We start from the raw sequence: 26687 nt of genomic DNA on the forward strand, positions 1-26687 counted from the left end.
CCCCCGCCGGGTTGTTGATTACATCGTGGTGCCTGCTTCGAAGGCAGCGCGAGCAGCTTCGCGCTGATCTTCGGGAGCAGCAACCAGGCCGTATTCCGCCAGCGGAGAGTCGGGGCCGACCATGTCGTCAGACAGGAAGAACTCGACATATTCCTTGAGGCCCGGAATGACGCCCAGGTGAGCCTTCTTCACGTAGAAGAACAGCGGGCGGGAAACCGGATATTCGCCATTGGCGATGGTTTCGGTCGTCGGAACGACTTCCGAAACGGTTGCGACCTTCAGCTTGTCCTTGTTGTTCTCATAGAAAGCCAGGCCGAATACGCCGAGGCCGGTCTTGTTGGCGGCGATACGAGCCAGCGTTTCGGTGTAGTCGCCGTCGATGTCGACAGCCGCGCCATCCTTACGGACTGCAACGCACTTGGCGGCAGCCTGCTTGGCATCGGTGATGGCGGCCTTGATGACTTCCGGCGCGCCGGCTTCCTTGCAGCCTTCAGCCATGATCTTCTCTTCGAAGACTTCGCGGGTGCCGTGCTTGGAACCCGGAATGTAAGCGGCAATCGGGCCGTTCGGCAGGGTCGGGTTGATCTCGGACCAGTTCTTGTAGGGGTTGGCGACGAGCTTGCCATCGACGACCACTTCAGCGGCGAGAGCCGTGTAGAGGTCCTTCGGCTCGATCTTCATGTCGCCATTGCTGGCGTCGGTCGCGAAGACGATGCCGTCATAGCCGATCTTGACTTCCTGGACGTCGGCCACGCCGGCTGCCTTGCAGGCGGCCAGCTCGTCTGCCTTGATGGCGCGCGAGGCATTGGCGATGTCGATCGTGCCTTCGCCCACGCCCGAGCAGAAGGACTTCAGGCCACCGCCGGTGCCGCCGGACTCGACGACCGGAGCCTTGAAGTCCGGGAAAGTCTCGGAAAAGGTTTCTGCGACGATCTTTGCATAGGGAAGAACGGTGGAGGAGCCAGCGATCTGGACCTGATCGCGCGCGGCGGCAGCGCCGGCAAACGCGACGGAGGCCACGAGGGCTGCTGCAGAAAGTTTCACGATGTTCATCAGAAATCTCCCATTATGGGCTTGTGTGAATGCGGCCGTTACCGGCTCTCGCTCTCGCCGACACTTCGGCTCGCCTCTCTTAGCCGCTGTTGCATCTCCCTTTTATGTCAGTTCGATGAAACATTTGTGACAACATAAGCATTTGATTTATAAGTAAAAATTTCAGTTACCCGTGGAACCTTCACGGTTTCATGTCAAAAGCGCACCGTGAAGTCCGTTCCCCTGCCGATTTCGGACCTGACGAGCAGCCTGGCGCGGTGGCGGGTGAGGATATGCTTGACGATCGCAAGCCCCAATCCCGTGCCTTTTTTGGACCGGCTGTCGGCCACGCTGACCCTGTAAAACCGCTCGGTGAGGCGCGGCACATGTTCGGCCGGAATGCCGGGTCCCTGATCGACGACGCTCACCTCGACGGGCTGAGACGCGTCGTTGCGCAGGTACACGTCGACGGCCTTTCCCTCCTGCCCGTATTTGCAGGCGTTCTCGATAAGGTTTTCAAAGACCTGAACGAGTTCGTCGCGATCTCCGAGCACCTCGACCTTGCCTTCGGGCAGATGCATGCGGATCTCGACCCCGAGATCGTCGGCCAAGGGCACGAGCGAGTCCCTCACATGGCCGAGCAGTGGCACCAGATCGACGCTCTCATCCGGAGCGATGTGCGATTTCAGCTCCAGCCGCGAGAGCGAAAGCAGATCGTCCACGAGCCTGCTCATGCGGGTGGCCTGATCGAGCATGATGCCGAGAAAGCGATCCTGCGCGGCAGGATCGGCACGCGCCGGCCCCTGCAGGGTTTCGATGAAGCCGCGCAAGGATGCGAGCGGCGTGCGCAGTTCATGGCTGGCATTGGCGACGAAATCCGAACGCATACGGTCGATGCGGCGCAATTCCGATACGTCGCGGAAGGACAGGAGATAGAGCTTTCCCGCCGTCGGTGGCGGTTCGGCAAGCTCGATGGGGGCGATCCGCAGGACGAAGACCCGCTCGGAAGGCAGGCGCTCGGAATGCTCGATCTGATTGGGTTCGCCGGTCGCCATGGTTTCGCGCACCATGTCGAGAATACCCGGCGAACGGAGCCGGGCGGAGATATGCGAGCCGGGCGGCAGGGTGCCGAACGCCTTTTCGGCGGCGCGGTTCTGGAAGAGAACGGTCGCATCGCGGCCGAGCACGAAAGCGGGCGCATCGAGTGCGCCGAGCGTTGCGGCGACATCCGGCAGCGGATCGGAAATCCGCCGCGGTTCGAAAGGCTCCACGGCCGGCGCCTCATCAGGCTCGGCGGCGGGCGCGCGGGCGAGAATGGCCGTCCCCAGCAAAAGCCAGCCGAGCGCGGCCTCGATGCCCGTCAGCCCCAGGACGAAAGCCAGCAATGCCAGGAGCGAGACGAGGAGGAGAAGAATCCGTTCCCTCTCCACCCTTTCGGCCAAATGGAGGAGAAACTCCCTCCCGGCCTGCCGCCATCTCGTCAGCACTCTTTCCAAAGCCGCAATCCCACATCTCGACCGATGAACGGGCGCTCATATAGCCCTATCATGACAGATATACATTGTCCGAGTGGGGATAGAGTATAAATTGCATTCGCGAAACGCCCGGTAAGGCCGGGGCAGCGGCGCCCGCCATCGAGGAAGAAAGGGAGAGGACAATCATGGATGCAAGCGGCCAGAGCCGAACGGTAGAACTGGAGATCGGCGGCAAGACGCGCCTCTTCGACATCGACGACCCCAAGCTTCCCGGCTGGATTGAGGACAAGGCGCTCGCCTCGGGCGACTACCCTTACGACGACAAGATGGACAAGGACAAATACAACAAGGAACTGGAAAAACTCCAGATCGAGCTCGTCAAGGTCCAGTTCTGGCTGAAGGCTACCGGCAAGCGGCTCATGGCGCTCTTCGAGGGCCGCGATGCGGCCGGCAAGGGCGGCACGATCTTCTCGATCCACGCCTATCTCAACCCTCGTTCGGCGCGGGTGGTCGCACTCAACAAGCCGACCGAGACGGAAGCCGGCGAGTGGTATTTCCAGCGTTATATCGCGCATTTCCCGACAGCCGGCGAAATCGTGCTCTTCGACCGCTCCTGGTACAATCGCGCGGGCGTAGAGCCGGTCATGGGGTTCTGCACGCCCCAGCAGTACAAGGATTTCCTGAAGGCAACGCCCCGCTTCGAGGATACGATCGTGGATGAGGGCATTCTCTTCCACAAGTTCTATCTGAGCATCGGCCGCGAGATGCAGCTGAAGCGCTTCCACGACCGCCGGCACGATCCCCTGAAGGTGTGGAAGCTTTCGCCGATGGACATCGCCGCGCTGAACAAGTGGGACGACTACACCGAGAAGCGCGACGTGATGCTGGAAAGGACCCACAAGGACCAGGCTCCCTGGGTGGTGGTGCGGGCCAACGACAAGCGCCGGGCCCGCATCAATGTCATCCGCCACATTGTCCGCTCGCTGGACTACGAGGGGAAGGACAAGCAGGCGATCGGCGAGATCGACGGCAAGATTCTCGGAACGGGCCCTGGTTTCCTCAAGTAACTGGGCTTCCTCAAGTAACCGGCTTACCTGGCAACCGGGCTTACTGGCCGGGCAGGATGCGGACCGAATAGAGCAGGAGCGGCTGGTCCGGGCCGTCCAGCCCCGTATTGATGAGGATGCGGCCGGGGCTGTTGGGCACGAGCGAGCGATCGAAGCTCACCTGGAAGAGAGCGTCCGTCTTTTCCTGCGTTGCGGTGAAGCGGTGGCGCGAGCAGTCTCCGAGACTTCCGAAATCGCAGCGCACCGCCAGGTGCACCGAACGGTTCGCGCCGGACTGCAGCGTCAACGCAACGGTCGAGCTCTTGCCGGCCATCTCCCTCAGGAGCTCCACCGGCACCTGGACCGCAACATCGCCGGCCTCGTTCGGCGTAGCGGAAAGGATGCGAACAGCCGGGCCTTCCGAAGCGGCGACGGCTTCCAGCCTCGCCTGAGCGGCCGGCTGAAGTGCCGCCATGTTCTCCGGCACGAAAACCTCGGCCCAATCGGCGGAAAAGCCCTGCTGCGGATCGAGTTCCGGCGCGCCGTTGCCGGTTGCCGGTTGCCCGCCGGCATTGGTGGCCTGCCGGATCACTCCCTGCACGATCTCGGAACTGTAGACCCACCAGGCAGCACCGCCGAGAACGGCAAGGCAAAGGCCCCAGACCGCAAGCCGCGACACCCAGCCACGCCGGCGGCGCGGCTTGGCGGCCCGTTCGGGGGGAACATCGAGGTCGCGATCGGCGGTACGCCCGCTTCTCTTGCGGTCGGCAGCCTTCGGTTCCGGCGCCGGCTCTGCCCGTTCCGGGCGTGCGGCACCGAGGCTGCCGAGATCGCCGGCGGGTGCGAGTACTGGTGCGGCGGCGGGACCTGCCGGTTTCGGGCTCGCGTCGCGGGTCTGCCCGCCAAGGAGCACGCCTCCATGCGGCTCGGGCACCCTGGTGACAGGCGCCACGGGCGGATCGACGGAGAACTGAGCGGCAGGCTGCTGCGGAACGGGCGGTTGCGGCGCCACAGGCTGCGCCACGCGGCCTCGCTCCTCCATCTCGATCTCGCGGATCTTTCCTTCCAGCCGCTGCCGCTGGGCGGCCACCACCTGGGTATCCGTCACGCCCTGCTTACGCAACCCCGCATCCAGCGCCTCGCGCGCGGACTGATAGATACGGGCGCGGGTCTCCGCGTCCGTCCGGTCCGAACGCTCCAGCGCATTCCTGATGGCCGTTTCCAAACCGCTCACTGCCGGTCCTTCATTCTTCTCTTCGTGTTCCGCAGGATCACGGACATTCACGATTGGTTAATCTTTCCTCCGCGGAACTGCAAGCGCGAGGCATTTTCCGCAAGCTTTTCCGTACCCTCCATGGCCCCGCCTTGAAAGCACAAAGCCGGCGATGTTGTTGGCAATGCGGCGCACTAGAATTTTTTCCACCGGCTTTTCGTGGAGCGATGCATCTGCTAGTCATTCTTACGTTTGCGTAAACGTAATTCGGGAGGGTTCATTCCGCCATGCTTCCGCCGGTACTGAAAGAGAGGCTGCGCCTGCCGGTCGTCGCCTCGCCGCTGTTCATCATCTCGCACCCCGCACTGACGCTCGCGCAGTGCAAGGCGGGCGTCGTCGGCTCCTTTCCCGCGCTCAACGCCCGGCCGGAAAGCCAGCTCGACGAATGGCTGGCGATGATCACGGAAGAGCTTGCCGCCCATGATGCAAACCATCCCGAGCGTCCGGCGGCGCCGTTTGCCGTCAACCAGATCGTCCATACCTCCAACAAGAGGCTGGAACACGACCTGATGTTGTGTGTGAAATACAAGGTGCCGATCGTCATCTCCTCGCTCGGCGCGGTGCCGGAGGTGAACGCGGCGGTGCATTCCTATGGCGGCATCGTGCTGCACGACGTCATCAACAACCGGCACGCCAATTCGGCGATCCGCAAGGGCGCCGACGGGCTGATCGCGGTGGCGGCCGGCGCGGGCGGCCACGCCGGTACGCTTTCGCCCTTCGCGCTGGTGCAGGAAATCCGCCAGTGGTTTGACGGGCCGGTGCTGCTTGCCGGGGCGATCGCCACGGGCGGGGCGATCCTGGCGGCGGAAGCCATGGGGGCCGACATGGCCTATATCGGCTCGCCCTTCATCGCCACCGACGAGGCGCGCGCCATCGACGGCTACAAGCAGATGATCGTCGACAGCAATGCGGCCGACGTCGTCTACTCGAACTATTTCACCGGTATCCACGGCAACTATCTGAAAGGCTCGATCCGGGCGATGGGCATGGACCCGGACGCCCTGCCGCTTGCCGATCCCTCCAAGATGGATTTCGAGAAGGCCACGACCGGCGCCAAGGCCTGGAAGGAAATCTGGGGCGCGGGCCAGGGCGTGGGCGCGGTCAACGAGATCGTTCCGGTTTCGGCGCTCGTGGACCGGCTGGAACGGGAATATCTCGCGGCGCGCAAGCGGCTTGTCACCTGACGGGCATTCGGAGGATGACCGCCTTCATCGGGAAAATCATTCTTACAGGCGAATCCCATCTTGAAATCGCAAGACATTGCCTGTATCAGCCGCATCACATTGCAGCCCGGCCCTCGGCGCTGCCAGGGCCGCTTTAGCTCAGTCGGTAGAGCACATCATTCGTAATGATGGGGTCACGTGTTCGAGTCACGTAAGCGGCACCATTCTCCAATTCCATCTTCCCCACCAGCCAGACAGGCCGCGAAGCCGTTCCCCTATTTCCTGTCTCTTCTGGATGATCTACAGATCGACCGCATAAGACGGTGATGCGGGGTGGAGAATGCTGAAAATCGTATTCCTGGATCGGGACACGATCGGCCCGTCGGTTTCGATCGACCGGCCGGATTTTCCCCACGAATGGGTGGAATACGGCAAGACGGCTCCCGAGGACGTGGCCGCGCGCATAGCGGATGCCGATATCGCGGTCACCAACAAGGCGCCGATCCGGGCCGATGCGATTGCCGGGGCGAGCCGCCTGAAGATGATCGCCGTGACGGCGACGGGCTACGACGTGATCGACCTTGCCGCCGCCAAGGAGCGCGGCATCACCGTTTCGAACGTCCGGGGCTATGCAGTCAACACCGTGCCGGAACATACTTTCGCGCTGATCTTCGCGCTCAGGCGCTCGATCACCGGCTACCGGCAGGACGTGATCGCCGGCGAGTGGCAGCGCGCCAACCAGTTCTGCTTCTTCAATCATCCCATCCGCGATCTATCCGGCTCGGTGCTCGGCATTTTCGGACGCGGCGCGCTCGGCAAATCGGTGGCTCGGATCGGCGAGGCCTTCGGCATAAAGCCGGTCTTCGCGGCCCGCAAGGACGCCAGCTCGATCGAGACCGGTTACACGCCCTTCCACGAGGTTATCGAGACGGCCGACATCATCACCCTGCACATGCCGCTGACGCCTGCGACGCGCGACCTGATCGGCATGCCGGAATTCCAGAGGATGAAGCGGAAGCCGCTCATCATCAACACGGCGCGCGGCGGGCTGGTGAACGAGGCAGCGCTGGTGCAGGCGCTCGACGAAGGCCTCATCGCCGGAGCGGGTTTCGACGTTTTGACCAAAGAACCGCCGGCCCCTGACAATCCTCTGCTGAAAGTGCTGGAGCGGCCGAACGTAATCGTCACCCCGCATGTCGCCTGGGCGAGCGATGAGGCCATGCAGGCGCTCTGGGCGCAGGTGGTCGGCAATATCGAGAATTTCGAGAAAGGCAGTCCTTCCAACGCCCTGTGAGAGGAGCTCGGACATGGATAGAGTGTCAGGCGCAAGCCGCCTTCTTTCCGGCTGCAGCCTGGAGGAAGCCGCCGCCGGTTTCACCGAGGGTTTCGCCGGCTATGTGGTGCCAGTGAACGTAAAGCCGGAAGCGCTGCGCCTCCGCATCCAGCGCGAGGATATCGACCTAGATGCCAGCGAAGTCTTCTTCGACGGCGAAAAACCCGCCGGCATCCTGCTCGTGGCGAGACGTGGCGACATCTCCCGCATCAGCGCGCTTGGCGTCGGCCCGTCGATCCGCGGCAAGGGCTTCGGGCGGCAGGTGATGCTGGAAACGATCGAAGCGGCACGAAAGCGCGGCGAGCGGAAGCTCGTGCTGGAAGTCATCAATTCCAACGAGCGCGCCGCTGCACTTTACAGAGGCCTCGGCTTTGAGGTGACGCGCAAGCTGGTGGGCTTCGGCCGTAGCGGCAAGCTTGCCGCACAGGAGGCGGGACGAGCCGCCGAATGCGGCATCGAGATGGCGGTGGACATGCTCCAGCGCTTCGCGGATGCAAATCCCACCTGGCAGACCGATCCCCGCTGCTTCCGCAAGGGGGCGGCGCCGCTGAAGGGCTTCACCTTCGACGGCAAGGCGGCGGCGCTCTTGGACGACAGCGGCAAGGACGTGCGGCTTTACGGCCTCGCCGTCGATCCCGCATACCGCAGGCAGGGCATGGGGCGGACACTGGCCGATGGGATTGCCGGGCTCTATCCCGGGCGCAAGCTCTATATCATCGAGAACCTGCCGGAAGGCCTCTTCGATCGGTTCATGCGCCGCATCGGCTGGCGCAAGAGCAGGATGACCCAATCGGAAATGGCGCTCAGCCTCGTTTAGACAGCATCGAGTTCGATCCAGGCGGGCGCATGATCGCTGGCACGGTCCCGCCCGCGCATATGCCGATCGACGCCAGCGCTCCGCAGGTTCGGCACGAGTGACGGGCTGAGAAGCAGGTGATCAAGCCTCAGACCCGCATTGCGGCCCCAGGCGTTCCGGAAATAATCCCAGAACGTGTAGATGCGTTCATCCGGGTGGAGCGTGCGGATGGCATCGGTCCAGCCTTGCGCGAGAAGCATTGCGAAGGCCGCGCGGACCTCCAGCCGGAACAGCGCGTCGTCCCGCCAGCGCTCCGGCGCATAGACGTCGAGATCGGTCGGCATGATGTTGAAATCGCCGGCAAGCACCACAGGCGCGCCGGTTTCCAGAAGTGCGGCCGCATGGAGGAGGAAACGCTCGAACCAGCGCAGCTTGTAATCGAACTTCGGTCCGGGTGCGGGATTGCCGTTCGGCGCATAGAGGCAGGCGACGAGAACGCCGCGCACTGCCGCCTCGATATAACGGCTATGGCTGTCCTCGGGATCGCCGGCAAGCTCCCGGCGGGATTCGATCGGATCGGCATCGCGGGCAAGGATCGCAACGCCGTTCCAGCTCTTCTGCCCGTGCCAGACCGCACCGTAGCCTGCCCTATCGATCGCCGCGGCGGGAAACCTCTCCTGCGGCGCCTTCAGTTCCTGCAGGCAGACGACATCGGGCCTGGCCTCTTCCAGCCATTCGAGCAGGAGATCGAGGCGGCCGTTGACGCCGTTCACGTTGAAGGTCGCGATCTTCATGCCTGTCCCGGCTGACTGAGTTCGCGAAACAACGCGCGAGGGCGTCTTTGGATGCAAAATCGGGAATCCCTCAAAACAAACGGGATGGATTAGCGAAAGATTCAGGACTGTCGCGCAAGATGAACACAGTAAAAAGCCGCGCATGTATTTGCCGCTTCACCGGCATGAGCATGCGCGGACGATTTCTTTTGGAGAGGACTGTTCGATGACCGAACGCTTTGAGGCCGCCGTGCGCGAATTCATCGCCGAGAATTTCCTGTTTCGCGCCGATGCGGAGGTTTCCAACAGCCAGTCGCTGCTGGAAAGCGGGGTGATCGACTCTACCGGCGTCCTCGAACTCATCGCCTTCCTGGAAACGACCTATGGCATCACGGTCGCCGATGAGGAGATCATTCCGGAAAACCTCGACAGTATCGACAGCATGACCGGCTATCTGGCCTCCAAGCTGCCCGCCGCAGCCTGACCTTCGAAACGGTGGCCGGGCGATGCGCATAGAGGCAAGGCTCAGGGACAGTGCCCGGCGCTTCGGCGGCAAGACCGCGCTGGTGGCCGGCGGCAGACAGCTGACCTATGCCGAACTGGACCAGATCTCCGACCGCTTCGCCCGCAGCCTGATCGATCTCGGCATCCGGCCGGGTGAGCGTATCCTCATGCTGCTGGAAAACGGCCATGAGGCGGTGGTGACCTTCTTCGCCGCCTGGAAGGCCGGCGCCGTGCCCTGCCCGCTCCACCCGACGATCAAGGCCGAAAAGCTCGCCGCCATCCTCGACAGTACCGAAGCATCGGCGGTCATCACGCAGGCGCGGCTCGTTGCCACGGCGGAAGCGGCGCTTGATCTCGCCAGGACGAGGCCTTTCGTCATTGTGGCCGGCGCGGAGGCGCTGCCGGATGGCACACTGCGTTACGAAGACCTGCTGGCCGTGACGCCATCGGCAGAGCTGCCGGCCTTGGAGGACGGGGAAACGCTGGCGCTGCTGATCCACACGTCCGGCTCGACCGGGCGGCCCAAGGGAGTGATGCTTTCGCACGCCAATGTGGAGGCCGCCTGCCTTTCGATCCGCGGCTATCTTGGCAACACCGCCGACGATATCGTGCTCAGCGTTCTGCCGCTTTCCTTCGGCTACGGCATTACGCAGATCGTGACCATGGCCATGGTGGGCGGAACGCTGGTGCTGGAAAAAAGCTTCGCCTTCCCCCGGAAAATCCTGGAGCGGCTGGCGGAGGAAAAAGCGACCGGCTTCCCGCTCGTGCCGTCGATGGCGGCGCTCATTACCGGCATCAAGGACCTGGAGCCCGGTTTCCTGCCGCATCTGCGATATATCACCAGCGCGGCCGCCGCCATGCCGCCAGCCTTTACAGAACGGCTGCGGCACCTGCTTCCGACGACGCAGATTTTCCTGATGTACGGCCAGACGGAGTGCCTGCGCGGCACCTATCTGCCGCCGGAGGAAATTGCCCGCCGGCCGCTTTCGGTCGGCAAGGCCATTCCCGGCACGCGGGCCTTCGTGGTGGACGAGGAAGGGCTTCCCGTACCGCCGGGCACGATCGGCGAACTGGTCATCGAGGGGCCGCATGTCATGGCAGGCTATTGGGGCGACGAGCTTTCGAGCGTCCTCAATCTCTCGCCGGCGGCCAATGGGCGGCGGCTCCATACCGGCGATCTCTTCCGCGAGGACAGCGACGGCTTTCTCTATTTCGTCAGCCGCCGCGACGACATTATCAAGACACGCGGCGAAAAGGTGAGCCCGCAGGAGGTGGAGCGCGCACTTTACGCTCTGCCGGGCATTCGCGAGGCGGCTGTGGGCGGCATCGAGGACCCGCATTTCGGCCAGGCGATCCGCGCCTATGTGGTGCTCGAGGACAATGCCTTGCTCAGCGAACGTGAGATCATCCGCCACTGTGCCCGCCAGCTCGAAGATTACATGGTGCCGAAGAGCGTCGAATTCCGCGATGCCCTGCCCAGGACGACGACCGGGAAAATCCGCCTCAGCGCCGAAGACGGCAACGCAACGACATTACGGGGGAATGCCGCATGACGGGAAATGTGAAGCTTGCCGTGAAGTCGGAAGACTTTTCGGCCGATACGCTGAAGCTCGATGCGGAGGCGGAGATCGAGCGCATCTGCGGCTGGATCCGGGAAACCGTGCTGAAAGGGCTTCGCAAACGCGGCGTCGTGCTCGGCCTTTCCGGCGGCATCGATTCCAGCGTTACCGCGGCGCTTTGCGCCCGTGCTCTCGGGCAGAACAGGGTGACCGGCATCTTCATGCCGGAGCATGATTCCGATCCGGAAAGCCTGCGGCTGGGTCGTGCACTTGCCGAAGCTGTCGGTGTCGATACCGTGCTGGAGGATATCGGCCCCGCGCTCGCCGCCGCCGGCTGCTATGCCCGGCGCGACGGCTTCATCCGCCAGGTGGTGCCGGAATTTGGCGAAGGCTGGGGCTGCAAGGTGGTGCTGGAGGACGCGCTCGCGGGTCGCGGCTACAATATCTCCTGGCTGGTGGTCGCCAATCCCGCCGGCGAGCAGAGCCGCCACCGCATGCCGCTCGAGGTCTATCTCGGCATGATCGCCGCCGCCAACATGAAGCAGCGGACCCGCAAGCAGATCGAATATTATCACGCCGACCGTCTGAACTTCGCCGTCGCCGGCACCCCCAACCGGCTGGAATACGACCAGGGCTTCTTCGTCAAGAACGGCGATGGCGCGGCCGATTTCAAGCCGATCGCCCATCTCTACAAGAGCCAGGTCTACCAGCTTGCGGAGGCATTGGGCGTGCCTGCCGAAATCCGCCGCCGGCCACCCACCACCGATACCTGGTCTCTGCCGCAGGGGCAGGACGAATATTACTTCTCGATCTCCTACGACCGTATGGATCTCTGCCTATACGGCCTCGACAACGGGATTTCCCGCGAAGCTGTGGGTATCGCGGCCGGACTTACGCCCGAACAGGTGGACGCCGTGTGGCGCAACATCGCCTCGAAACGTAAGGTGGCCGAGTACCTGCACAGCCCGGCGGTGACCATGCTCGGCTAAGGTCAGTCGAAGGTATCGCCGATCAGCCGCATCCAGTTTTCCCCCGCAAGGCCGCTGATGAGGCCCTGTCCGCTGCGGACCGGCTCCAGCAGCGCATGATCCTTGGCATGGGCGACGAAGAAGGCCCTGCCATAGAACATGGTCTTGCGGCTGATGAGTTCCGGCGTCAGCCAGGGATGGCCGGCGCCGCGGATCGCCACGCAGCCCTCGGCATCCGCATGGGCGAACATGTCCTCGACGAGATCGCCGGCGACGACCGGCGAACACAGCGCCTGTAGCAGCCATGCGATGCCGCCGGGCCTGCCGAAATAGGCATAGCAGCCGACAAGTTCTCCGCTGCGGGACTCAGCGATGCGCCAGACCGGCTTGCCATATTGGCGCTTCTGCTCGGCCTGGTCCATGAACCATTGCAGCGACTGACTGTCCCAACGCGGCCTGAGCGGGAAGGTATCCGCAAGCTTCAGCACCGTCTCGGCGAATTCCTGGCGCGAGGCATCCCAGAAATTCGCCCGGCGCCCGCCCTGGATTTCCGGAGCGCGAAAAGTGGACAGGCCGGTCTTTTCCATGATGCCATCCGCAAGCCGGCCGACCGGTCTCAGAAGGCGGGCGGCTCCGAGCGAAAGCTCCATGACCTGGACGGCGGTTGCCGCGGGACGCAGGACGCGCAACCAGTTCAGGCTGTAGGCAATATCCAGCGGCAGGGCGAGCTTCTGCCACATGCCGAGCGCAAGCGAATTGGCGGTTTCCGTCAAGGAGAGGTCCTGCGGACCGGTGAGAAAGGCGCGCAGGAGGCGCGCTCCGGCCAGCGGGTTCTGCTCCGGCCTTTCGACCATCATCGAGCCCGCGAAAGCGGCACGGATCGGCCTGCCATTCCATTCGAGCCGCGAGGGAAAGACACCGATGAAGCCTTCGACTTCGCCGGCGGCATTGACGAAGACCTTCGATCTTATCTCCTCGTCGTACCAGGGATGTTCGAAGAAGACTTCCCGAAAATACTGGATCATCGAAGGCCGCGGAGGTTCGGAATTTCGAAATGTCTTCTGGAAAAGCCGGGCGACGGAGGGCAGATCCTCCCGTTCCAGATCTCGGACACCGCCGCCGCGGTCGCTCATCATGCCCATTTCCCGCTCTCCGGCCCCAGGTTGTGCGGGAACCGAGCTTGCCAGAATAGGCTTAAGCAAACGAAAAGAGGCCCCGCGCTCGCGGAGCCTCCGAAACCCGGTTCATTCAGCCTACATCCAGTAGGGAGGCACGCCGTAGTAATCGTAGATCGTCCGGTCGTTTTCGCGATACCAGCTCTCGTCATCCCGATCACGATAGCGCGGCGCACCGGTGATCTGCTCCTTGGTCAGATCGATCCGATAGCCGTCGAGTTCTTCGTCGTAGTGGAGTTTTTCCCAGGGCAGCGGATAATAGTCATCGCCGATCCCAAGGAAGCCCCCGAAGCTCAGCACCGCATAGCCGACGCGACCGCCGCGCTTTTCGAGAAGGATGCGCTCGATCGAGCCGATCCTTCGGCCATCGGCTCCGTAGACAGCCGTGCCCTCGACCTTGTCGCTGGCGATAAGCATCGGCGTATCCTTGACATAGGGGTCCTGCCCGGCTCGCGGTTCATGATGTACCATGGTGTTCCTCCTTTGTGATTTGCTTGTGATCGCTACCGTCGGGAAACGTCCTCCTCAGGTGATGGTTCCGATGGTTGGCAGTCACTGGCGTGCACCGCTATATTGACGTTTACGTCAAGGTTATATAGCTCTTGAAATCATGTAACCTGCTATTGGAAGCAGAAGGGGCATGGCGTAATCTGGTTTTCGCGGCAAAGTGGAGGACTTCACCGCGAAAAGCTCGCCGAAAGGCTAAAAACAAGGAGGAGGAACACTATGACAGAACTGCCCGCGCGCATGGATGGCAGCGCATCCGACAAGCCCTGGCTCGCCTCCTACCCGCCAAACGTGCCGGCCGAGATTCCGCCACTTGCCCACCAGTCCCTCGGCGCCCTTTTCGAGGAAAGCTGCGCAAAATTTGCCGATCGCCCAGCTTTTTCAAGCATGGGGAAAGTTCTCACCTTCCGCGAGCTTGAAGCCGAGAGCCGCAAGATCGGCGCCTGGCTGCAGGCGCAGGGGCTTGCAAAGGGCGACCGCGTGGCGGTGATGATGCCCAACATCCTGCAGAACCCGGTGATCGTCTATGGCATCCTGCGCGCCGGCGTCGCGGTGGTGAACGTCAATCCGCTCTACACCCCGCGCGAACTCGAGCATCAGCTGAAGGATTCGGGCGCCAAGGTCATCTTCGTGCTCGAGAACTTCGCCCATACCGTGCAGCAAGCGCTGCCCCGAACCGATATCCGGCATGTGGTCGTCGCGACCATGGGCGACATGCTCGGCCTCAAGGGCCACATCGTCAATCTCGTCGTCCGCAAGGTCAAGAAGCTCGTTCCGGTGTGGTCCATTCCCTCGGCCAAGAATTTCAGGCAGGTCATGGCCGAAGGCGCGCGGCAGACGCTGAAACCGGTCGAGGTTTCGAGTTCGGACGTGGCCTTCCTGCAATATACCGGCGGGACGACCGGCGTCTCCAAGGGCGCCGTGCTGACCCATAGCAACCTGCTCGCCAACAAGGAGCAGATGGCCATCTGGCTGGCCACCGCCTTCCTGAACAAGCCGCGGCCGGAGGCTTTGACCTTCCTCTGCGCGCTGCCGCTCTACCACATCTTCGCACTGACAGTGAACTCGCTGATGGGGGTCGCGACCGGCAGCCACAACATCCTGATCGCCAATCCGCGCGACATCCCGGCGCTCGTCAAGGAGATCCAGAAGTACAAGATCCACGTGTTCCCCGGCCTGAACACGCTGTTCAATGCGCTGATGAACAATGCCGATTTCCAGAAGCTGGATTTCTCTTCGATGATCCTCGTCTTCGGCGGCGGCATGTCTGTGCAGCGGCCGGTGGCCGAGCGCTGGTACAAGATGACCGGCTGCCCGATCACCGAGGGCTATGGGCTTTCCGAGACGTCGCCGGTCGCCACCGCGAACCGGCTGGACACGACCGAATTCACCGGCATGATCGGCCTGCCGATCTCCTCCACCGAGATTTCCATCCGCGATGACGATGGCAACGAGGTGTCGCTGGGGGATATCGGCGAAATCTGCATTCGCGGTCCGCAGGTAATGGCCGGCTACTGGAACCGGCCGGACGAGACCGCCCGGGCGATAACCGCGGACGGCTTTTTCCGCACCGGCGATATGGGCTACATGGACCGCCAGGGCTATACCAAGATCGTCGATCGCAAGAAGGACATGATCATCGTCTCCGGCTTCAACGTCTATCCGAACGAGGTGGAGGAAGTCGCGGCGATGCATCCCGGCGTGCTGGAATGCGCCGCGATCGGCATTGCCGACGAGCATTCCGGCGAGGCCGTGAAGCTCTTCGTGGTCAGGAAGGACCCGAACCTGACGGAGGCCGATCTCAAGGCCCATTGCGCCGCCAATCTCACCAATTACAAGCGGCCGCGCTTCATCGAATTCCGCAGCGAACTGCCGAAATCGAATGTCGGGAAGATTCTCCGGCGCGAGCTGCGCGGGTAGCTCACCCGCCAATTGCAAACAACCATGAAGTGTGCTGCTATCGCTTCCGTTTTCGGGGGCGAAAGCAGCATGCGCCGCGACCAGCCGGCGTGTCGGTGAGGATGGGCCGCACCGACCTTGGCAGAGGCCTTGCCTTCGAAAATGGAGGTGATGTGATGTGGTTTCGGCCGCTTAGCATCGCGCTTACCTTGAGGAGAACCCGGACGGGCTGGTCAGTCGCCGTCCGGGTAACGCTCAACAGATAAGCAAACGGCGAGCGGAGCGCGAACTCCGCTTGCCACTCCTATAATATACCTGCCGGGACCTCTCTCTTCAAGCCTCGTCAGGAAACGCTCCTCGCAGCCTCTTGTGCCTTGATTTGACCCAGAAAGCGAATAGGTTCCCCAGCATCCTTCCCCGGAATGCAAGGAGCAGCCATGCAGGCCATCGTTCAAGAGCTGAAATCCACCGCCGCCGCTACCAAAGCTACGGATATCCGTGCCGCCTTCGCGGGCGATTCCAGCCGCTTCGATAAATTCAGCGCATCCTTCGACGACCTGCTGATGGACTATTCCAAGACCGCGGTGAACGCCGAGATCCTGGCTCTTCTCGAAAAGCTTGCGGAAGCCGGCGGCGTTGCCGGCAAACGCGACGAGATGTTCTCCGGCGCACCGATCAATTTCACCGAGGGGCGCTCGGTTCTCCACACGGCGCTGCGCAACCGCTCCAACACGCCGGTGCTGGTGGACGGCAAGGATGTGATGCCGGAGGTCAACGCGGTTCTGGCGGCCATGGGCAAATTCGCCGACGGCATCCGGTCCGGCACATTGAAGGGCGCGACCGGCAAGGCGATTACCGACGTCGTCAATATCGGCATCGGCGGCTCCGATCTCGGTCCGGTGATGGCGACGCTGGCGCTCGCCCCCTTCCATGACGGCCCGCGGGCGCATTTCGTCTCGAATGTCGACGGCGCGCATATTGCCGATACGCTGAAGTTGCTCGAAGCCGAAACGACGCTTTTCATCATCGCATCGAAGACCTTCACGACAATCGAAACAATGACCAATGCCGCGTCTGCGCGCGCGTTCGTGGCCGACAAGCTCGGCGAGGCCGCCGTCAAGCATCATTTCGCAGCCGTATCCACGGCGCTGGACAAGGTTGCCGCCTTCGGCATCGAAACCGAACGCGTCTTCGGCTTCTGGGACTGGGTCGGCGGGCGCTATTCCATCTGGTCGGCGATCGGCCTGCCGCTGATGATCGCAGTCGGTCCGGAGAACTTCGGCAAGTTCCTGGATGGCGCGCATGCGATGGACAACCACTTCCGCACCGCGCCCGTGCGTGAAAACCTGCCGATGCTGCTCGGCCTCATCGGCTTCTATCATCGCAATGTTCTGGGCTACCCGACCCGCGCAATCCTCCCCTACGACCAGCGCCTGCTGCGCTTCCCCGCTTACCTGCAGCAGCTGGACATGGAATCGAACGGCAAGGGCGTGACGATCGACGGCACGCCGGTGGAAGGCAATTCCGGACCAGTCGTCTGGGGCGAGCCGGGCACCAACGGCCAGCACGCCTTCTACCAGCTCATCCACCAGGGCACGAGCATCATTCCCGCCGAGTTCATGATCGCCGCAAACGGTTTCGAGCCGCATCTGCGCCACCAGCACGAACTTCTGATCGCCAACTGCCTGGCGCAGTCCGAAGCGTTGATGAAGGGCCGTACGCTGGCGGAGGCCAAGGCGCAGCTCACCTCGAAGGGAATGGACGACAAGCAGGCCGATTTCATCGCGCCACACCGCGTCTTCACCGGCAACCGGCCGTCCATCACCTTCGTCTACGACAAGCTGACGCCATTCGCACTCGGCCGCCTGATCGCGCTCTACGAACACCGCGTCTTCGTCGAAGGCGTGCTCTTCCGCATCAATTCCTTCGACCAATGGGGCGTCGAGCTCGGCAAGGAACTGGCGACGGGACTGCTGCCGGTCGTTCAGGGCACGGAGAGCGCCAAAGGCCATGACAGCTCCACCCAGGGGCTTGTGGCGGTGCTTGCGACGCTGGCGAAGTAACGCGGGAGGCGAAGCCCTTCCGCGGGCTTCGCCTCTATTTGGTTCCATTAGGCATTTCGGCGGAAAAGGGCGTGGTCCAGCGACCATCTGCCAGGCCCCCATGCCATGATCGCAAGTGCCATTGCCACCCAGGTCAGGTGGATCGGCCAGCCATCAGGTACGGTCAACTGGATGATGATGGTCATCAGGAGCAAGGCTACCGCGGCGACACGCGTGAAAAGTCCAGCCACAAGCAGGATCGGAAGCAGAATTTCAGCGGAACCTGAAAGAAAGGCCGTCGCTGCCGGAAACGGGTAAGAATAGGGACCGCCCGGCAGATGCAATCTGAACTCGGAGGCAAAGAGCAGAACCGCAACGTCGTTCAGTTGCAGGAAACCCTCCCACTTGTTGATACCCGAGCGCCAGAACGGCACTCCTAAAGCAAGGCGTAGCGCAAACTGAGTGAGTGATGGGAAGGCCACTCCTGCAATCTGCCCGTTCACCCATCCGATTGCCGCAGCGACTCCCGTTTGGTCCGGTCGAGTGTTGATTTTTGCTTCAATAGCCATGCTGAACTTCTCCCGGAAATGTTGCGGTGAAAACTCCGGCCTCGATCATCATGGAAATGGTCGATGCCAGGTCGAACTCGGAAGAGACCTCGAAGGCTGAAGCGGCTGCCACCTCCAGCGAACCACCCTCCAACAGGCGCGAGAGAAAGACCTCCGCATCTTTCGGAAGGCCGCGTAATTCGACGTCGAAGGCAGGTCTCGTGATCAGGGCACTTTGTGCGGTGGCCGCGGCTATCTTGCCGACTGCGGCATCGCTCCGGTTTGCATTGAAAATGTCCACCACCGGATAGTTGGAGCAAACCAGACGCGCTGCTGGATGCCGTCTGAAACGCAAGCAGCCCAGCAGTTCCGGCGGAACCTGCGACAGCGCCTCTTTTGCGAGTGGCGGCTCATCGGCCGCATGATAGGCGTCGAGCCAGGCGCGCTCCAAACGGGCCACGTCCGCAAGCCAAGGCATATCGCGGGCATACTCGTAGCGTTCGATGAACGCCGGAAAGTCATGCCCGTACTCGAAGAGCAGCGGCGACGAGGGCGGGGTAGCGCGGATATGAAACCTGGCCATCGCCCGAAAGAACTCCGGGCCGGTGATGCGTTGCGTTGCCGGAAAGATTGCCGCAAGAGCGTCGATCAGGCTGACGATTACGTTGTTGCGATAGATATTGTAGCGTCGCTCGGCCGACTTACCTCTTGGATCCGAAACGCATTCCGGAATCTCGCGATGAGGATCCAGCAGGCCCCCTGCGAAATACGCGGCGAAATCGAGTTTTTCTTCCATGGCCGGGTTCTCAGCGGGAAATCGCATAGGCGTCTCCATGAGGCATTTCAATGTGCTGGCCGCGATCAAGTATCGCCTGCGCAGCTATCGCCTCCCGGTGCAGAATGGGCCAATCGGGCACCGCGCTGTCCCACTCGATCAGTGTCGCAATGGGTCCGCTTCGCGCGATGACGATCTCAAAGAGCTTCCAGACGGCATCGGACACGGGTCCGTCATGGCTGTCGATCAAAAGGAGCTCGCCCTCCTCCGTCTCCTGCTCCGAATGGCCGGCAAGATGTATCTCCTCGACCAAATTCAGAGGGTAATCCGCAAGATATTCCATGGCGGACGAGCCTATGTTCGCGGCGGATACGAAGACGTTGTTGACGTCCAGCAGGAGACCGCAGCCGGTCCGCTCCGAAATCTGTCGTATGAACTCGGTTTCTGGCATCGTCGATTCCTCGAAAACCAGATAGCTCGACGGGTTCTCAAGAAGGATTTTTCGGCCAATCGTCTCCTGGACCTGATCGATGTGGCTAGCGACCAGTTCCAGCGTGGAACGGTTGTAAGGCAGCGGCAGGAGGTCGTTGAAATACGTTGTATCGTGGGTGGACCATGCCAGATGTTCGGAGACGAGCGCCGGCTCGTAACGGTCGACCACGCCCTTGAACCGGGCCAAATGATCCCGATCCAGAGGCCTTGGGCCGCCGATCGACATGCATACTCCATGCAGGGAAACCGGATAATCCTGCCGTATCCTCGACAGGGCGAGATGCGGCGCCCCGCCAGCCCCCATGTAGTTTTCCGCATGGACCTCAAAGAACCCATGCCTCGATCCCTCAGCGAGGATCGCCGGCAGATGTTCCGGCTTGAAGCTGGTTCCCGCCAGCCCCTGGACAGGATAGTCGGGAAAGCGAAGAACATCGGACCCAACCGTTCGCTTGCTCGCTTGCATCATCAGTACCTCCACTTTCCCGGTTGCAATGATCAGGCCGGCAGATCGCGATTCAGTTCGGTCATCGAGCCCTTGCGGTCGCCCGGCAATTCCATGCTGGCGCAGGTGCCGCCATCCACGAATTTCCAGGCATTGCCCTGATAGTCGACCGTCGAGGTGCCCTGGCAGGTCGTGCCGGGACCCGCCGCACAATCGTTTTGGCCTTTAAGGGCGACGCCGAAGCATTTTTCCTTTCCGGCATCCATTGCTGCCTTGACCGCCGCCTCGGATAGCGGCGCAGCAAACGCCAGCGACGACAATGCGGACGCGACAGCAGTCGCCAGAACTGATGCTGTGACTATGGAACGTGTTGACATGATTTTGCCTCTCATGGACTCCTCTCGTGTACCGGATGGCACACGATCGGTAGTTCGCTGTCGATCGGCATTGGTTACGATGCCGGGACACACGTTTTTGTGAGAGGCCTGCGAGGCTAGGGAAACGGCGGCAATGCCGCAGCAGTGCGCGGAAAGCCGGCACCACCTGAGCGCATCATCGATGTGTCAGCTGCTATGCGGGATCAGAGGCCGATCTCGCGTGCGAAGGGCGGATTGGCGCCAGCGCGGGAAACAGTAACCGCCGCCGCCTTGGCACCGAGCGCCAGGGCGCTGGCGATCTGATCCTCGGTGAGGCTTGCGATCTGCGCCTTGGTGAGCAGGTTCTGCATCTTGAGCGAGGCCAGCACGCCGGCGTCGAAAGTATCGCCGGCGCCGACCGTATCGACCACCGTCACGCGTTCGCTCGGCACCGTTACCTTGTGGCCTGAGGTGTAGCCGATGGCGCCGTCCGCCCCGCGGGTGACGACCACCAGTTTGGCCCCATGGTGAAGCCAATGGCGGGCGAGCGTATCCTCGTCGCCCTCGAGGCCGAACCAGGCGAGATCCTCGTCCGAGAACTTGATGATGTCGGACATCGCCGCCATGCGGCGGATGCGGGCAAGATGCGAGGCCTTGTCCTTGATGAAACCCGGCCGGATATTCGGATCGAGCGAGATCACGCGGGCGGCGTTCTCGCGTTTCATCAATGCCTCGTAGGTCGAACCGCAAGGTTCGGGGATCAGGCTGATCGCGCCGAAATGCAGAGCTTCGCAATCGTCGCCGAGCGCCGGCAGATCGGCCTCGGTAATCATGCGGCCGGCGGTGTTCTCATCATAAAAGGCATAGGAGGCGTGGCCATTCGTGAGCTTCACGAAGGCGATCGTCGTCGGTCGCGACAGGGTTGCGCAATAGCTGAAGTCGACATTGCTGTTACGCAGCGTGTCGCGCAGGATATCGCCCATCATGTCGTCGGAAAGGCCGGTGAAGAAGCCCGTGGGAACGCCCAGCCGACCAAGTGCGATCGCGGTGTTGAACACCGCGCCGCCGGCATAGGGGGCAAAGCCCTTCTCGCCCGCGGTCGTTTCGCGCGGAAGCATGTCGATAAGAGCTTCACCACAGCACAAGATCATCCGAAGTCCTCCCGCCATGCTCCCTGGCTGGCTTCATCGCTTAAACGAGCTTTTGTAAAATATCTAGAGCGAAAGCTCGCTTATGCCGCCGTTGCGACCCGACCAGGCAAGCGGCGCATCCAGGAAGGATTCGACTTCGGAGAGGGTTTTCTGGTCGAAAAGCTTCTGCTCCTTGGCCACTTCAAGCACGTTCCGCCAGGTGGCGATGTAGTGCAGCTTCACCTTGCCGTCGGCAAAGCGGAGCGCGCCTTCATCGAAGATATCGTAGTAGAAGAGAGCGATGCCGTGATCGACGACGCCGCCCGCGGCGCGGACCGCATCGATGAACTTGAACATGCTGCCGCCGGCCGTCGTCAGATCCTCGATCACCAGCACGCGCGCGCCTTCCGGCATGTGGCCCTCGATCTGGGCATTGCGGCCATGCCCCTTCGGAGCCTTGCGGACATAGATCATCGGCAGGCTGAGCCGCTCCGCCAGAAGTGCTGCAAAGGGTATGCCGGCCGTTTCGCCGCCGGCAATGCAGTCGAATTTTTCAAAACCCGCATTGCGCATGATGGTGGCGGACGCGAAATCCATGATCGCCGAGCGGATGCGCGGATAGGAAAGCAGCTTGCGGCAATCGATATAGACCGGGCTCATCATGCCTGAGGCAAACTTGTAGGGTTTTTCCGCGCTGAAATGGACGGCTCCGATTTCCCAGAGCATCCTTGCCATCAGTTCGGCCATAACGCCGCGTTCGGGAAATGTCGTCTGGATCATGCGCCCGCTCCTTCTGCTCACCTACTAAGCGCGAATAGCAGCAAGCGGCGGCGGACGCCAGACCCTACAAGTGTCAGGCGGAGGTGCGGGTTTCCGCCGTTTCGACCGACCGCAGGAAGCCGGCGATCTCGACCCGGTTGCGGCCGGCGCGCTTGGCCTCGTAGAGCGCGCTATCGGCGAGGTTGAGAACGGCTTCGAAATTCCGCCTTTCCGGCGTACCGAAGGCGATGCCGGCGCTGACGGTGCAGCGGAAGCACGCTTCGCCCGCCGCGATCTGCCGCTCCGCGAACCGCCGGGCGATATCGCCGGTGATCCGCTCGGCCCGGCCGGGCATCGTGTTGGCGAGGATCATGGCGAACTCCTCGCCCCCCAGCCGCGCCACGGTCTCCCTGCCCTCCGTGCCTGCGATCAGCTCTTCGGCAAAGACCTTGAGAACGGCGTCTCCGGCGGCATGACCATGTTGGTCGTTGATGGACTTGAAGCGGTCGATGTCGAAGACGATCACGGCGGTGGACGGGCCGATCGTGCGGCTGGCATGCTGGTCGAAGAGCGCCCGGCGGTTCAAGAGCCCGGTCAGGGAATCGGTATTTGCCTCACGGCGATGATGGGCGGCCAGCCGCCACTGATGCAATGCGAGCGAGAGAGCACCGATGCCGGACATGCCAGCGATGCAGATGCCGATATTGAGGTTTTCCGCCCAATTATCCGGTGCATGGCCGAGAACCAATTGCCCCTCGGCGATCAATACGGCGGCGCAGAGGGCGAAGGAAAACCCGCTCACGACATAGAGTACCGCCATCCAGCTCAGCGGTCCCGGCGCTTCCTCCCGCGCAAGCCAGTATTGGCGCGCCGTGCCGATAAGCAGCAGGGCGGTCGCGATGTTCATGAAGATGAAACCCAACCCGTCGAGACCGCCGGCCATCAGGGGAAGGCCCGGCACGACCGTGGCGATCGAGAAGATAGCCGCCAGCCTCCACGGCTTCACACCGGTGCGGAACTGGACCGAGGCCGCATAGATCGTGCTGAAGCCGACCATGAGGAAGACGTAGGCGATCGAGACCGTGAGAGGGTTGGCCCGGACGGTATAGGAACTGTAGATGAAGATGCCGGAAACGACGAGGCAGAGTGCAACGACCAGCGTCAGAAGGAAGGAATCCGTCCGGCGCGACACCCAGGTCCCCAGAAGGGTGACCATCATGCAGGTCGCCGAAAAGCCCAGGGCGAGCAGAAGAGAATTGTAGTCAAGCATCCCGCCAATCTTTCTCTTCGGGCAATAACTCGCCGCGAATTATGGCATCAAGCTAACCGTGGTTCCTCTCCAAACCGTTACTATCTTTGCGCGAACTTGAGGGGTTTCCCCCTCAATCAGCAACCCGCCAGTGGAGAGGGAACATCGGATCGAAAACCGTGATGGGGCCGGCTGCCGTTTCCCGCTTCGCGGGGTATTCCACCGGCGCCTCATCCCGCGTGAGCGTGATCGTCTCCTCGTTCGGCATAAGACCATACCAGGCGGGACCGTTCAGCGAGGCGAAGGCTTCGAGCCTGTCGAGCGCGCCTTCCTCCTCGAACACATGCGCCAGGCAGCTCATGGTGTTGAGCGAGGTATAGATACCGGCGCAGCCGCAGGAGCATTCCTTCAACGGATCGATATGCGGAGCGGAATCGGTGCCCAGGAAGAAACGGGCGTCACCGGAGGTCGCCGCCGCGCGAAGCGCCTGCCGGTGGTTCTCACGCTTGGCGACCGGAAGGCAGTAATAATGCGGGCGGATGCCGCCCACCAGGATGGCATTGCGGTTGATGATCAGGTGATGGGTGGTGATCGTGCCGCCGAGATTGCCCGAGGAGGACTTGATGTAGTCGATGCCGTCCGCGGTCGTTACGTGCTCCATGGTGATCTTAAGCTCCGGCAGCCGCTTGCGAAGCGGGTCGAGCACCGTCTCGATGAAGACGGCCTCACGGTCGAAGATATCCACCTCCGGCGTCGTCACTTCCCCATGCACGCAGAGCGGCAGGCCGATCTTCGCCATGCGCTCCAGTACCGGCATCGCCTTCTCGATATCGCGTACGCCGCCATGGGAATTAGTGGTGGCGCCGGCCGGGTAGAGCTTGACCGCTGAAATGAGACCGCTGCGCTTTCCCGCCTCGACATCGTCCGGATCGGTGCGCTCCGTCAGGTAGAGCGTCATCAGCGGTTCGAAGCGGTGGCCGCCGGGCAGCGCGGTCAGGATACGCTGGCGATAGGCTTCCGCATCGGCGGTGGTCACCACCGGCGGCACCAGGTTGGGCATAATGATGGCGCGTGCGAAATGCCGGCTCGTATCACCGATGACCCCTTTCAGCACCTCGTCGTCACGCAGGTGCAGATGCCAGTCGTCGGGGCGGCGGATGGTGAGCGTCTTCATGGGCGGCTTCCGTATTCTATCGTTCCGCTCCGCATAACATCGTTCCACCGCGCAAAACAATGATGACGGAGGGCATCACGAAAGAAAGACCGGGCGCAAGGGCGCACAACCCGGCATTCACCGGGGCGTGAAAAATGTTGAGCGAAAGATGATCGCGGATGGGTTGTGGCGCGGAACTCCCGAATGGTTCCCGCGTTCAATATGGCAATCCGGCGAATCAGAGGAGCGAAGGATGAAATCCCGCTTCCCGAATGTCAATAAAGTTTTCGCCGTGGCCGCCGGTGCTGCGACCGCGCTCTGCACGCTCACCATCCTGCCCGCCGCGGGAGAGAGCATCGGCCCCGCCATTGTCATGACAGCCGTGAACGATTGCGATCGGCTCGCTGGCAGCCCCACCGACAACCAACGGAACAGCGCCCACACCCCGGTGGACGCCGAGAAGATCGATGCGGCCGCGATCGATGCCTGCCGTACGGCCCATGATGCGACCGATAATCCCCGCTTCGCCTTCCAGCTTGGCCGGGCGCTCAACACCGCCCAACGCATGGGCGAGTCCGTTGCCGCTTTCGATACCGCTGTCCAGGCCGGCTACCCCGCCGCCAAGGTGCATCTCGGCATGCTGATGGGACGCCTTGGAGACGAGGCTTCCGAATTCCGGCTCTACAAGGAAGCCGCCGAAAGCGGCAACGTGCTGGCCGCCTACAATCTCGGCGTCGCCTATCGTGACGGTCTCGGGACGAAGCAGGACGTGGCCCAGGCGCTACGCTGGTTTGAAACGGCCGCCAGCGCCGGCGACGACACCGCCGCCTTCAACATCGGCGTCATCTATGACGAGGGCAATCTCCTGCCGCAGGACGACCAGACTGCGATCGCCTGGTACGATATTGCCGCGCAGCGCGGCAATGCCGATGCCATGATCAATCTCGGCATCATGTACGAGACCGGCGAAGGTATTGCCGCCAATCCCACGAAAGCTGCCGAAATGTATGCCTCGGCCGCTGAGCGTGGCGACGTCTTCGGAGCCTATAAGCTCATGCAGATGCAGCAGGCGGGCACTTTTCCTCCCCCTTCCGGCCAGGAGCTGAGCGACGATCTGGAAGGGCTGGTGCTGAAGGAAGGCGATATGGAAATGCCCTCCTCGATGGCAAAGGGCATCTGAGGCTGACGCGTCAGATATCTCCGGCCGATGGCCCCCACACATCCGTCATTGCGAAACCCTCGGCCAGCGGATCGAAGGGATCAAGGGCGACCTGCGTCAGGCCGAAGGTGAAGCCGCGTCCGGCAATGGTCGGCACGATCGCCTGCCTTCCGGCAACTTGCGTTTCCCGAAGCAGTCCGACCTCGAATTCCGTGCCGATGATGGAGCGCGACTTGAAGACGTCCCCCACCTTCGCCTTGCCGCGCGCATGGAGTGCTGCGAGGTTGGCGGAATTGCCCGTGCCGCAGGGCGACCGGTCGGCCCTGCCCGGCCACATGGTGGTGCAGGTCCTTACCGTGCCATCGGCCTCGGTATCGCGGAACATCACATAGGCGACGCCGGAAATCGCCGGAATTTCAGGGTGCGCCACCGGGATTTTGGCGTTCACCAGTTCCTTCAGGATCATTCCCGCCTGCACCAGCGAGGCGGCATTGCCCTTCTCGATCGTCAGATTGATCTGGCCGACATCCACCAGCGCATAGAAGACCCCGCCGAAGCAGAGATCGAGCGTCACCGTGCCCCAATGCGGCGTCTCGAGCTTTATGTCCAGCTCGTGCACGAAGGAGGGCACCATGGTGAGCCTCACCTTCTCGCAGCGGCCGTCACGGCAGGTGGCGACCGCCTTCACGAGACCGGCCGCGGTTTCGAGCGTCACCACCGTCTCCGGCTCCCGCATTTCGACGATTCCAGCCTCCAGCAGAGCCGTGGTCACGCAGATCGAGTTGGAGCCCGAGCTTGCATGCGCCTGATCCGGCTGGAGGATGACGAAGGCTGCGTCGGCCTCCGGATGCTTCGGCGGCAGCAGGAGGTTGACCGAACCTATCGGCGCGCCGCGCGGTTCCAGGCAGAGGAAACGGCGAAGCTCCTGGCCCTTGGGGTCGGTGTTCAGCCAATGGAGCTGCCCGGCGACGCTATCACCCGGGATTTTCGGCACGCCGCCGATCGCCACCCGGCCGATTTCGCCCTCGGCATGGACATCCAGAAGCTGGATCGTGCGTTTCCATCTCATCTCGACAACT

Annotated in this window: 25 protein-coding genes and 1 tRNA gene; 11 read left to right on the top strand and 15 right to left on the bottom strand. The window is 62.5% G+C overall.

The annotated features are described in order from the left end of the window. Positions 1-18: 18 nt before the first annotated feature. A complete protein-coding gene (locus tag ACE04I_RS15400; RefSeq protein WP_046794152.1) occupies positions 19-1053 on the bottom strand; it encodes a substrate-binding domain-containing protein in 1035 nt (344 codons plus the stop codon). A gap of 194 nt (positions 1054-1247) precedes the next feature. Beyond that, positions 1248-2474, bottom strand: coding sequence for a phosphate regulon sensor histidine kinase PhoR (phoR, locus tag ACE04I_RS15405; RefSeq protein ID WP_046794151.1), 1227 nt, complete (start codon positions 2472-2474; stop codon positions 1248-1250). A 218-nt stretch (positions 2475-2692) separates the two neighbouring features. On the opposite strand from phoR, the gene ppk2 reads away from it, so the two are divergent. Next, positions 2693-3574, top strand: a complete 882-nt coding sequence (gene ppk2 / locus ACE04I_RS15410; RefSeq protein WP_487207268.1) for a polyphosphate kinase 2 — start codon at positions 2693-2695, stop codon at positions 3572-3574. Positions 3575-3614: 40 nt separating this feature from the next. On the opposite strand, the gene ACE04I_RS15415 is transcribed toward ppk2, so the two are convergent. Beyond that, a complete protein-coding gene (locus tag ACE04I_RS15415; protein WP_046794346.1) occupies positions 3615-4787 on the bottom strand; it encodes a hypothetical protein in 1173 nt (390 codons plus the stop codon). Between the two features lie 266 nt (positions 4788-5053). Here ACE04I_RS15415 and ACE04I_RS15420 point away from each other — a divergent pair, with 266 nt between their 5' ends. The 4 genes from ACE04I_RS15420 to ACE04I_RS15435 all read left to right on the top strand — a co-directional run bounded on the left by ACE04I_RS15420 (position 5054) and on the right by ACE04I_RS15435 (position 8139). Next, positions 5054-6010, top strand: coding sequence for an NAD(P)H-dependent flavin oxidoreductase (locus ACE04I_RS15420; protein ID WP_046794149.1), 957 nt, complete (start codon positions 5054-5056; stop codon positions 6008-6010). A 127-nt stretch (positions 6011-6137) separates the two neighbouring features. Then, positions 6138-6213 (top strand) — tRNA-Thr (locus ACE04I_RS15425). Positions 6214-6329: 116 nt separating this feature from the next. Further along, on the top strand, positions 6330-7283 hold the full coding sequence (locus ACE04I_RS15430; protein WP_046794148.1) for a D-2-hydroxyacid dehydrogenase: 954 nt from the start codon (positions 6330-6332) through the stop codon (positions 7281-7283). Positions 7284-7296: 13 nt separating this feature from the next. Next, positions 7297-8139, top strand: a complete 843-nt coding sequence (locus ACE04I_RS15435; protein ID WP_046794147.1) for a GNAT family N-acetyltransferase — start codon at positions 7297-7299, stop codon at positions 8137-8139. On the opposite strand, the gene xth is transcribed toward ACE04I_RS15435, so the two are convergent. Then, positions 8136-8912 (bottom strand): exodeoxyribonuclease III, encoded by a 777-nt coding sequence (gene xth / locus ACE04I_RS15440; protein WP_487207269.1) that lies wholly within the window; start codon positions 8910-8912, stop codon positions 8136-8138. The genes ACE04I_RS15435 and xth overlap by 4 nt on opposite strands. 205 nt (positions 8913-9117) lie before the next feature. Between xth and ACE04I_RS15445 the strand changes: the two genes are divergently transcribed. The 3 genes from ACE04I_RS15445 to nadE are packed head-to-tail and all read left to right on the top strand — an operon-like array spanning position 9118 to position 11943. After that, positions 9118-9375 (top strand): acyl carrier protein, encoded by a 258-nt coding sequence (locus ACE04I_RS15445; RefSeq protein WP_046794145.1) that lies wholly within the window; start codon positions 9118-9120, stop codon positions 9373-9375. Between the two features lie 22 nt (positions 9376-9397). Then, the gene (locus ACE04I_RS15450) at positions 9398-10948 is read left to right on the top strand and encodes a class I adenylate-forming enzyme family protein (protein ID WP_046794144.1); all 1551 of its coding nucleotides are present in this window, start codon (positions 9398-9400) and stop codon (positions 10946-10948) included. Further along, positions 10945-11943, top strand: a complete 999-nt coding sequence (gene nadE, locus ACE04I_RS15455) for an NAD(+) synthase (RefSeq protein ID WP_046794143.1) — start codon at positions 10945-10947, stop codon at positions 11941-11943. Before ACE04I_RS15450 ends, nadE begins: the two co-directional genes overlap by 4 nt. Before the next feature lie 2 nt (positions 11944-11945). Here the strand turns inward: nadE and ACE04I_RS15460 are convergent, their stop codons facing one another. Both ACE04I_RS15460 and ACE04I_RS15465 read right to left on the bottom strand, forming a co-directional pair. Next, on the bottom strand, positions 11946-13058 hold the full coding sequence (locus tag ACE04I_RS15460) for a hypothetical protein (protein WP_137326730.1): 1113 nt from the start codon (positions 13056-13058) through the stop codon (positions 11946-11948). 117 nt (positions 13059-13175) lie between these two features. Next, a complete protein-coding gene (locus ACE04I_RS15465) occupies positions 13176-13568 on the bottom strand; it encodes a PRC-barrel domain-containing protein (RefSeq protein ID WP_046794142.1) in 393 nt (130 codons plus the stop codon). Positions 13569-13823: 255 nt separating this feature from the next. Here ACE04I_RS15465 and ACE04I_RS15470 point away from each other — a divergent pair, with 255 nt between their 5' ends. Continuing rightward, on the top strand, positions 13824-15524 hold the full coding sequence (locus tag ACE04I_RS15470; protein WP_487207270.1) for a long-chain-fatty-acid--CoA ligase: 1701 nt from the start codon (positions 13824-13826) through the stop codon (positions 15522-15524). Between the two features lie 416 nt (positions 15525-15940). Continuing rightward, the gene (gene pgi, locus ACE04I_RS15475; protein ID WP_046794140.1) at positions 15941-17566 is read left to right on the top strand and encodes a glucose-6-phosphate isomerase; all 1626 of its coding nucleotides are present in this window, start codon (positions 15941-15943) and stop codon (positions 17564-17566) included. 47 nt (positions 17567-17613) lie between these two features. On the opposite strand, the gene ACE04I_RS15480 is transcribed toward pgi, so the two are convergent. The 8 genes from ACE04I_RS15480 to pyrC all read right to left on the bottom strand — a co-directional run bounded on the left by ACE04I_RS15480 (position 17614) and on the right by pyrC (position 24470). Then, positions 17614-18114, bottom strand: coding sequence for a DoxX family protein (locus ACE04I_RS15480; protein ID WP_052760384.1), 501 nt, complete (start codon positions 18112-18114; stop codon positions 17614-17616). Next, positions 18104-18889 (bottom strand): HvfC/BufC N-terminal domain-containing protein, encoded by a 786-nt coding sequence (locus ACE04I_RS15485; protein ID WP_046794139.1) that lies wholly within the window; start codon positions 18887-18889, stop codon positions 18104-18106. The genes ACE04I_RS15480 and ACE04I_RS15485 overlap by 11 nt, the downstream gene beginning before the upstream one ends. A gap of 10 nt (positions 18890-18899) precedes the next feature. After that, complete coding sequence (bufB, locus tag ACE04I_RS15490; RefSeq protein ID WP_046794138.1) at positions 18900-19826, bottom strand: MNIO family bufferin maturase; 927 nt, start codon at positions 19824-19826, stop codon at positions 18900-18902. 29 nt (positions 19827-19855) lie between these two features. Next, positions 19856-20179, bottom strand: a complete 324-nt coding sequence (locus ACE04I_RS15495) for a BufA1 family periplasmic bufferin-type metallophore (protein WP_046794343.1) — start codon at positions 20177-20179, stop codon at positions 19856-19858. 203 nt (positions 20180-20382) lie between these two features. Beyond that, positions 20383-21309 carry a carbohydrate kinase family protein gene (locus tag ACE04I_RS15500; RefSeq protein WP_046794137.1) on the bottom strand — a complete coding sequence of 309 codons (927 nt, stop codon included), beginning with the start codon at positions 21307-21309 and terminating at the stop codon, positions 20383-20385. Positions 21310-21372: 63 nt separating this feature from the next. Then, positions 21373-22068 (bottom strand): orotate phosphoribosyltransferase, encoded by a 696-nt coding sequence (locus ACE04I_RS15505; RefSeq protein WP_046794136.1) that lies wholly within the window; start codon positions 22066-22068, stop codon positions 21373-21375. Positions 22069-22141: 73 nt separating this feature from the next. Further along, positions 22142-23317, bottom strand: a complete 1176-nt coding sequence (locus tag ACE04I_RS15510) for a GGDEF domain-containing protein (RefSeq protein ID WP_046794135.1) — start codon at positions 23315-23317, stop codon at positions 22142-22144. Between the two features lie 112 nt (positions 23318-23429). Further along, positions 23430-24470, bottom strand: a complete 1041-nt coding sequence (pyrC, locus tag ACE04I_RS15515) for a dihydroorotase (RefSeq protein WP_137326728.1) — start codon at positions 24468-24470, stop codon at positions 23430-23432. 232 nt (positions 24471-24702) lie between these two features. On the opposite strand from pyrC, the gene ACE04I_RS15520 reads away from it, so the two are divergent. Beyond that, positions 24703-25629 (top strand): tetratricopeptide repeat protein, encoded by a 927-nt coding sequence (locus ACE04I_RS15520; RefSeq protein ID WP_052760383.1) that lies wholly within the window; start codon positions 24703-24705, stop codon positions 25627-25629. Between the two features lie 10 nt (positions 25630-25639). Here ACE04I_RS15520 and ACE04I_RS15525 read toward each other — a convergent pair whose 3' ends face one another. Next, entirely contained in the window at positions 25640-26677 is a 1038-nt protein-coding gene (locus tag ACE04I_RS15525) for a proline racemase family protein (protein WP_046794132.1), read from the bottom strand. Positions 26678-26687 lie beyond the last annotated feature (10 nt).

The sequence above is a fragment of the Rhizobium moroccans genome (assembly GCF_057559155.1).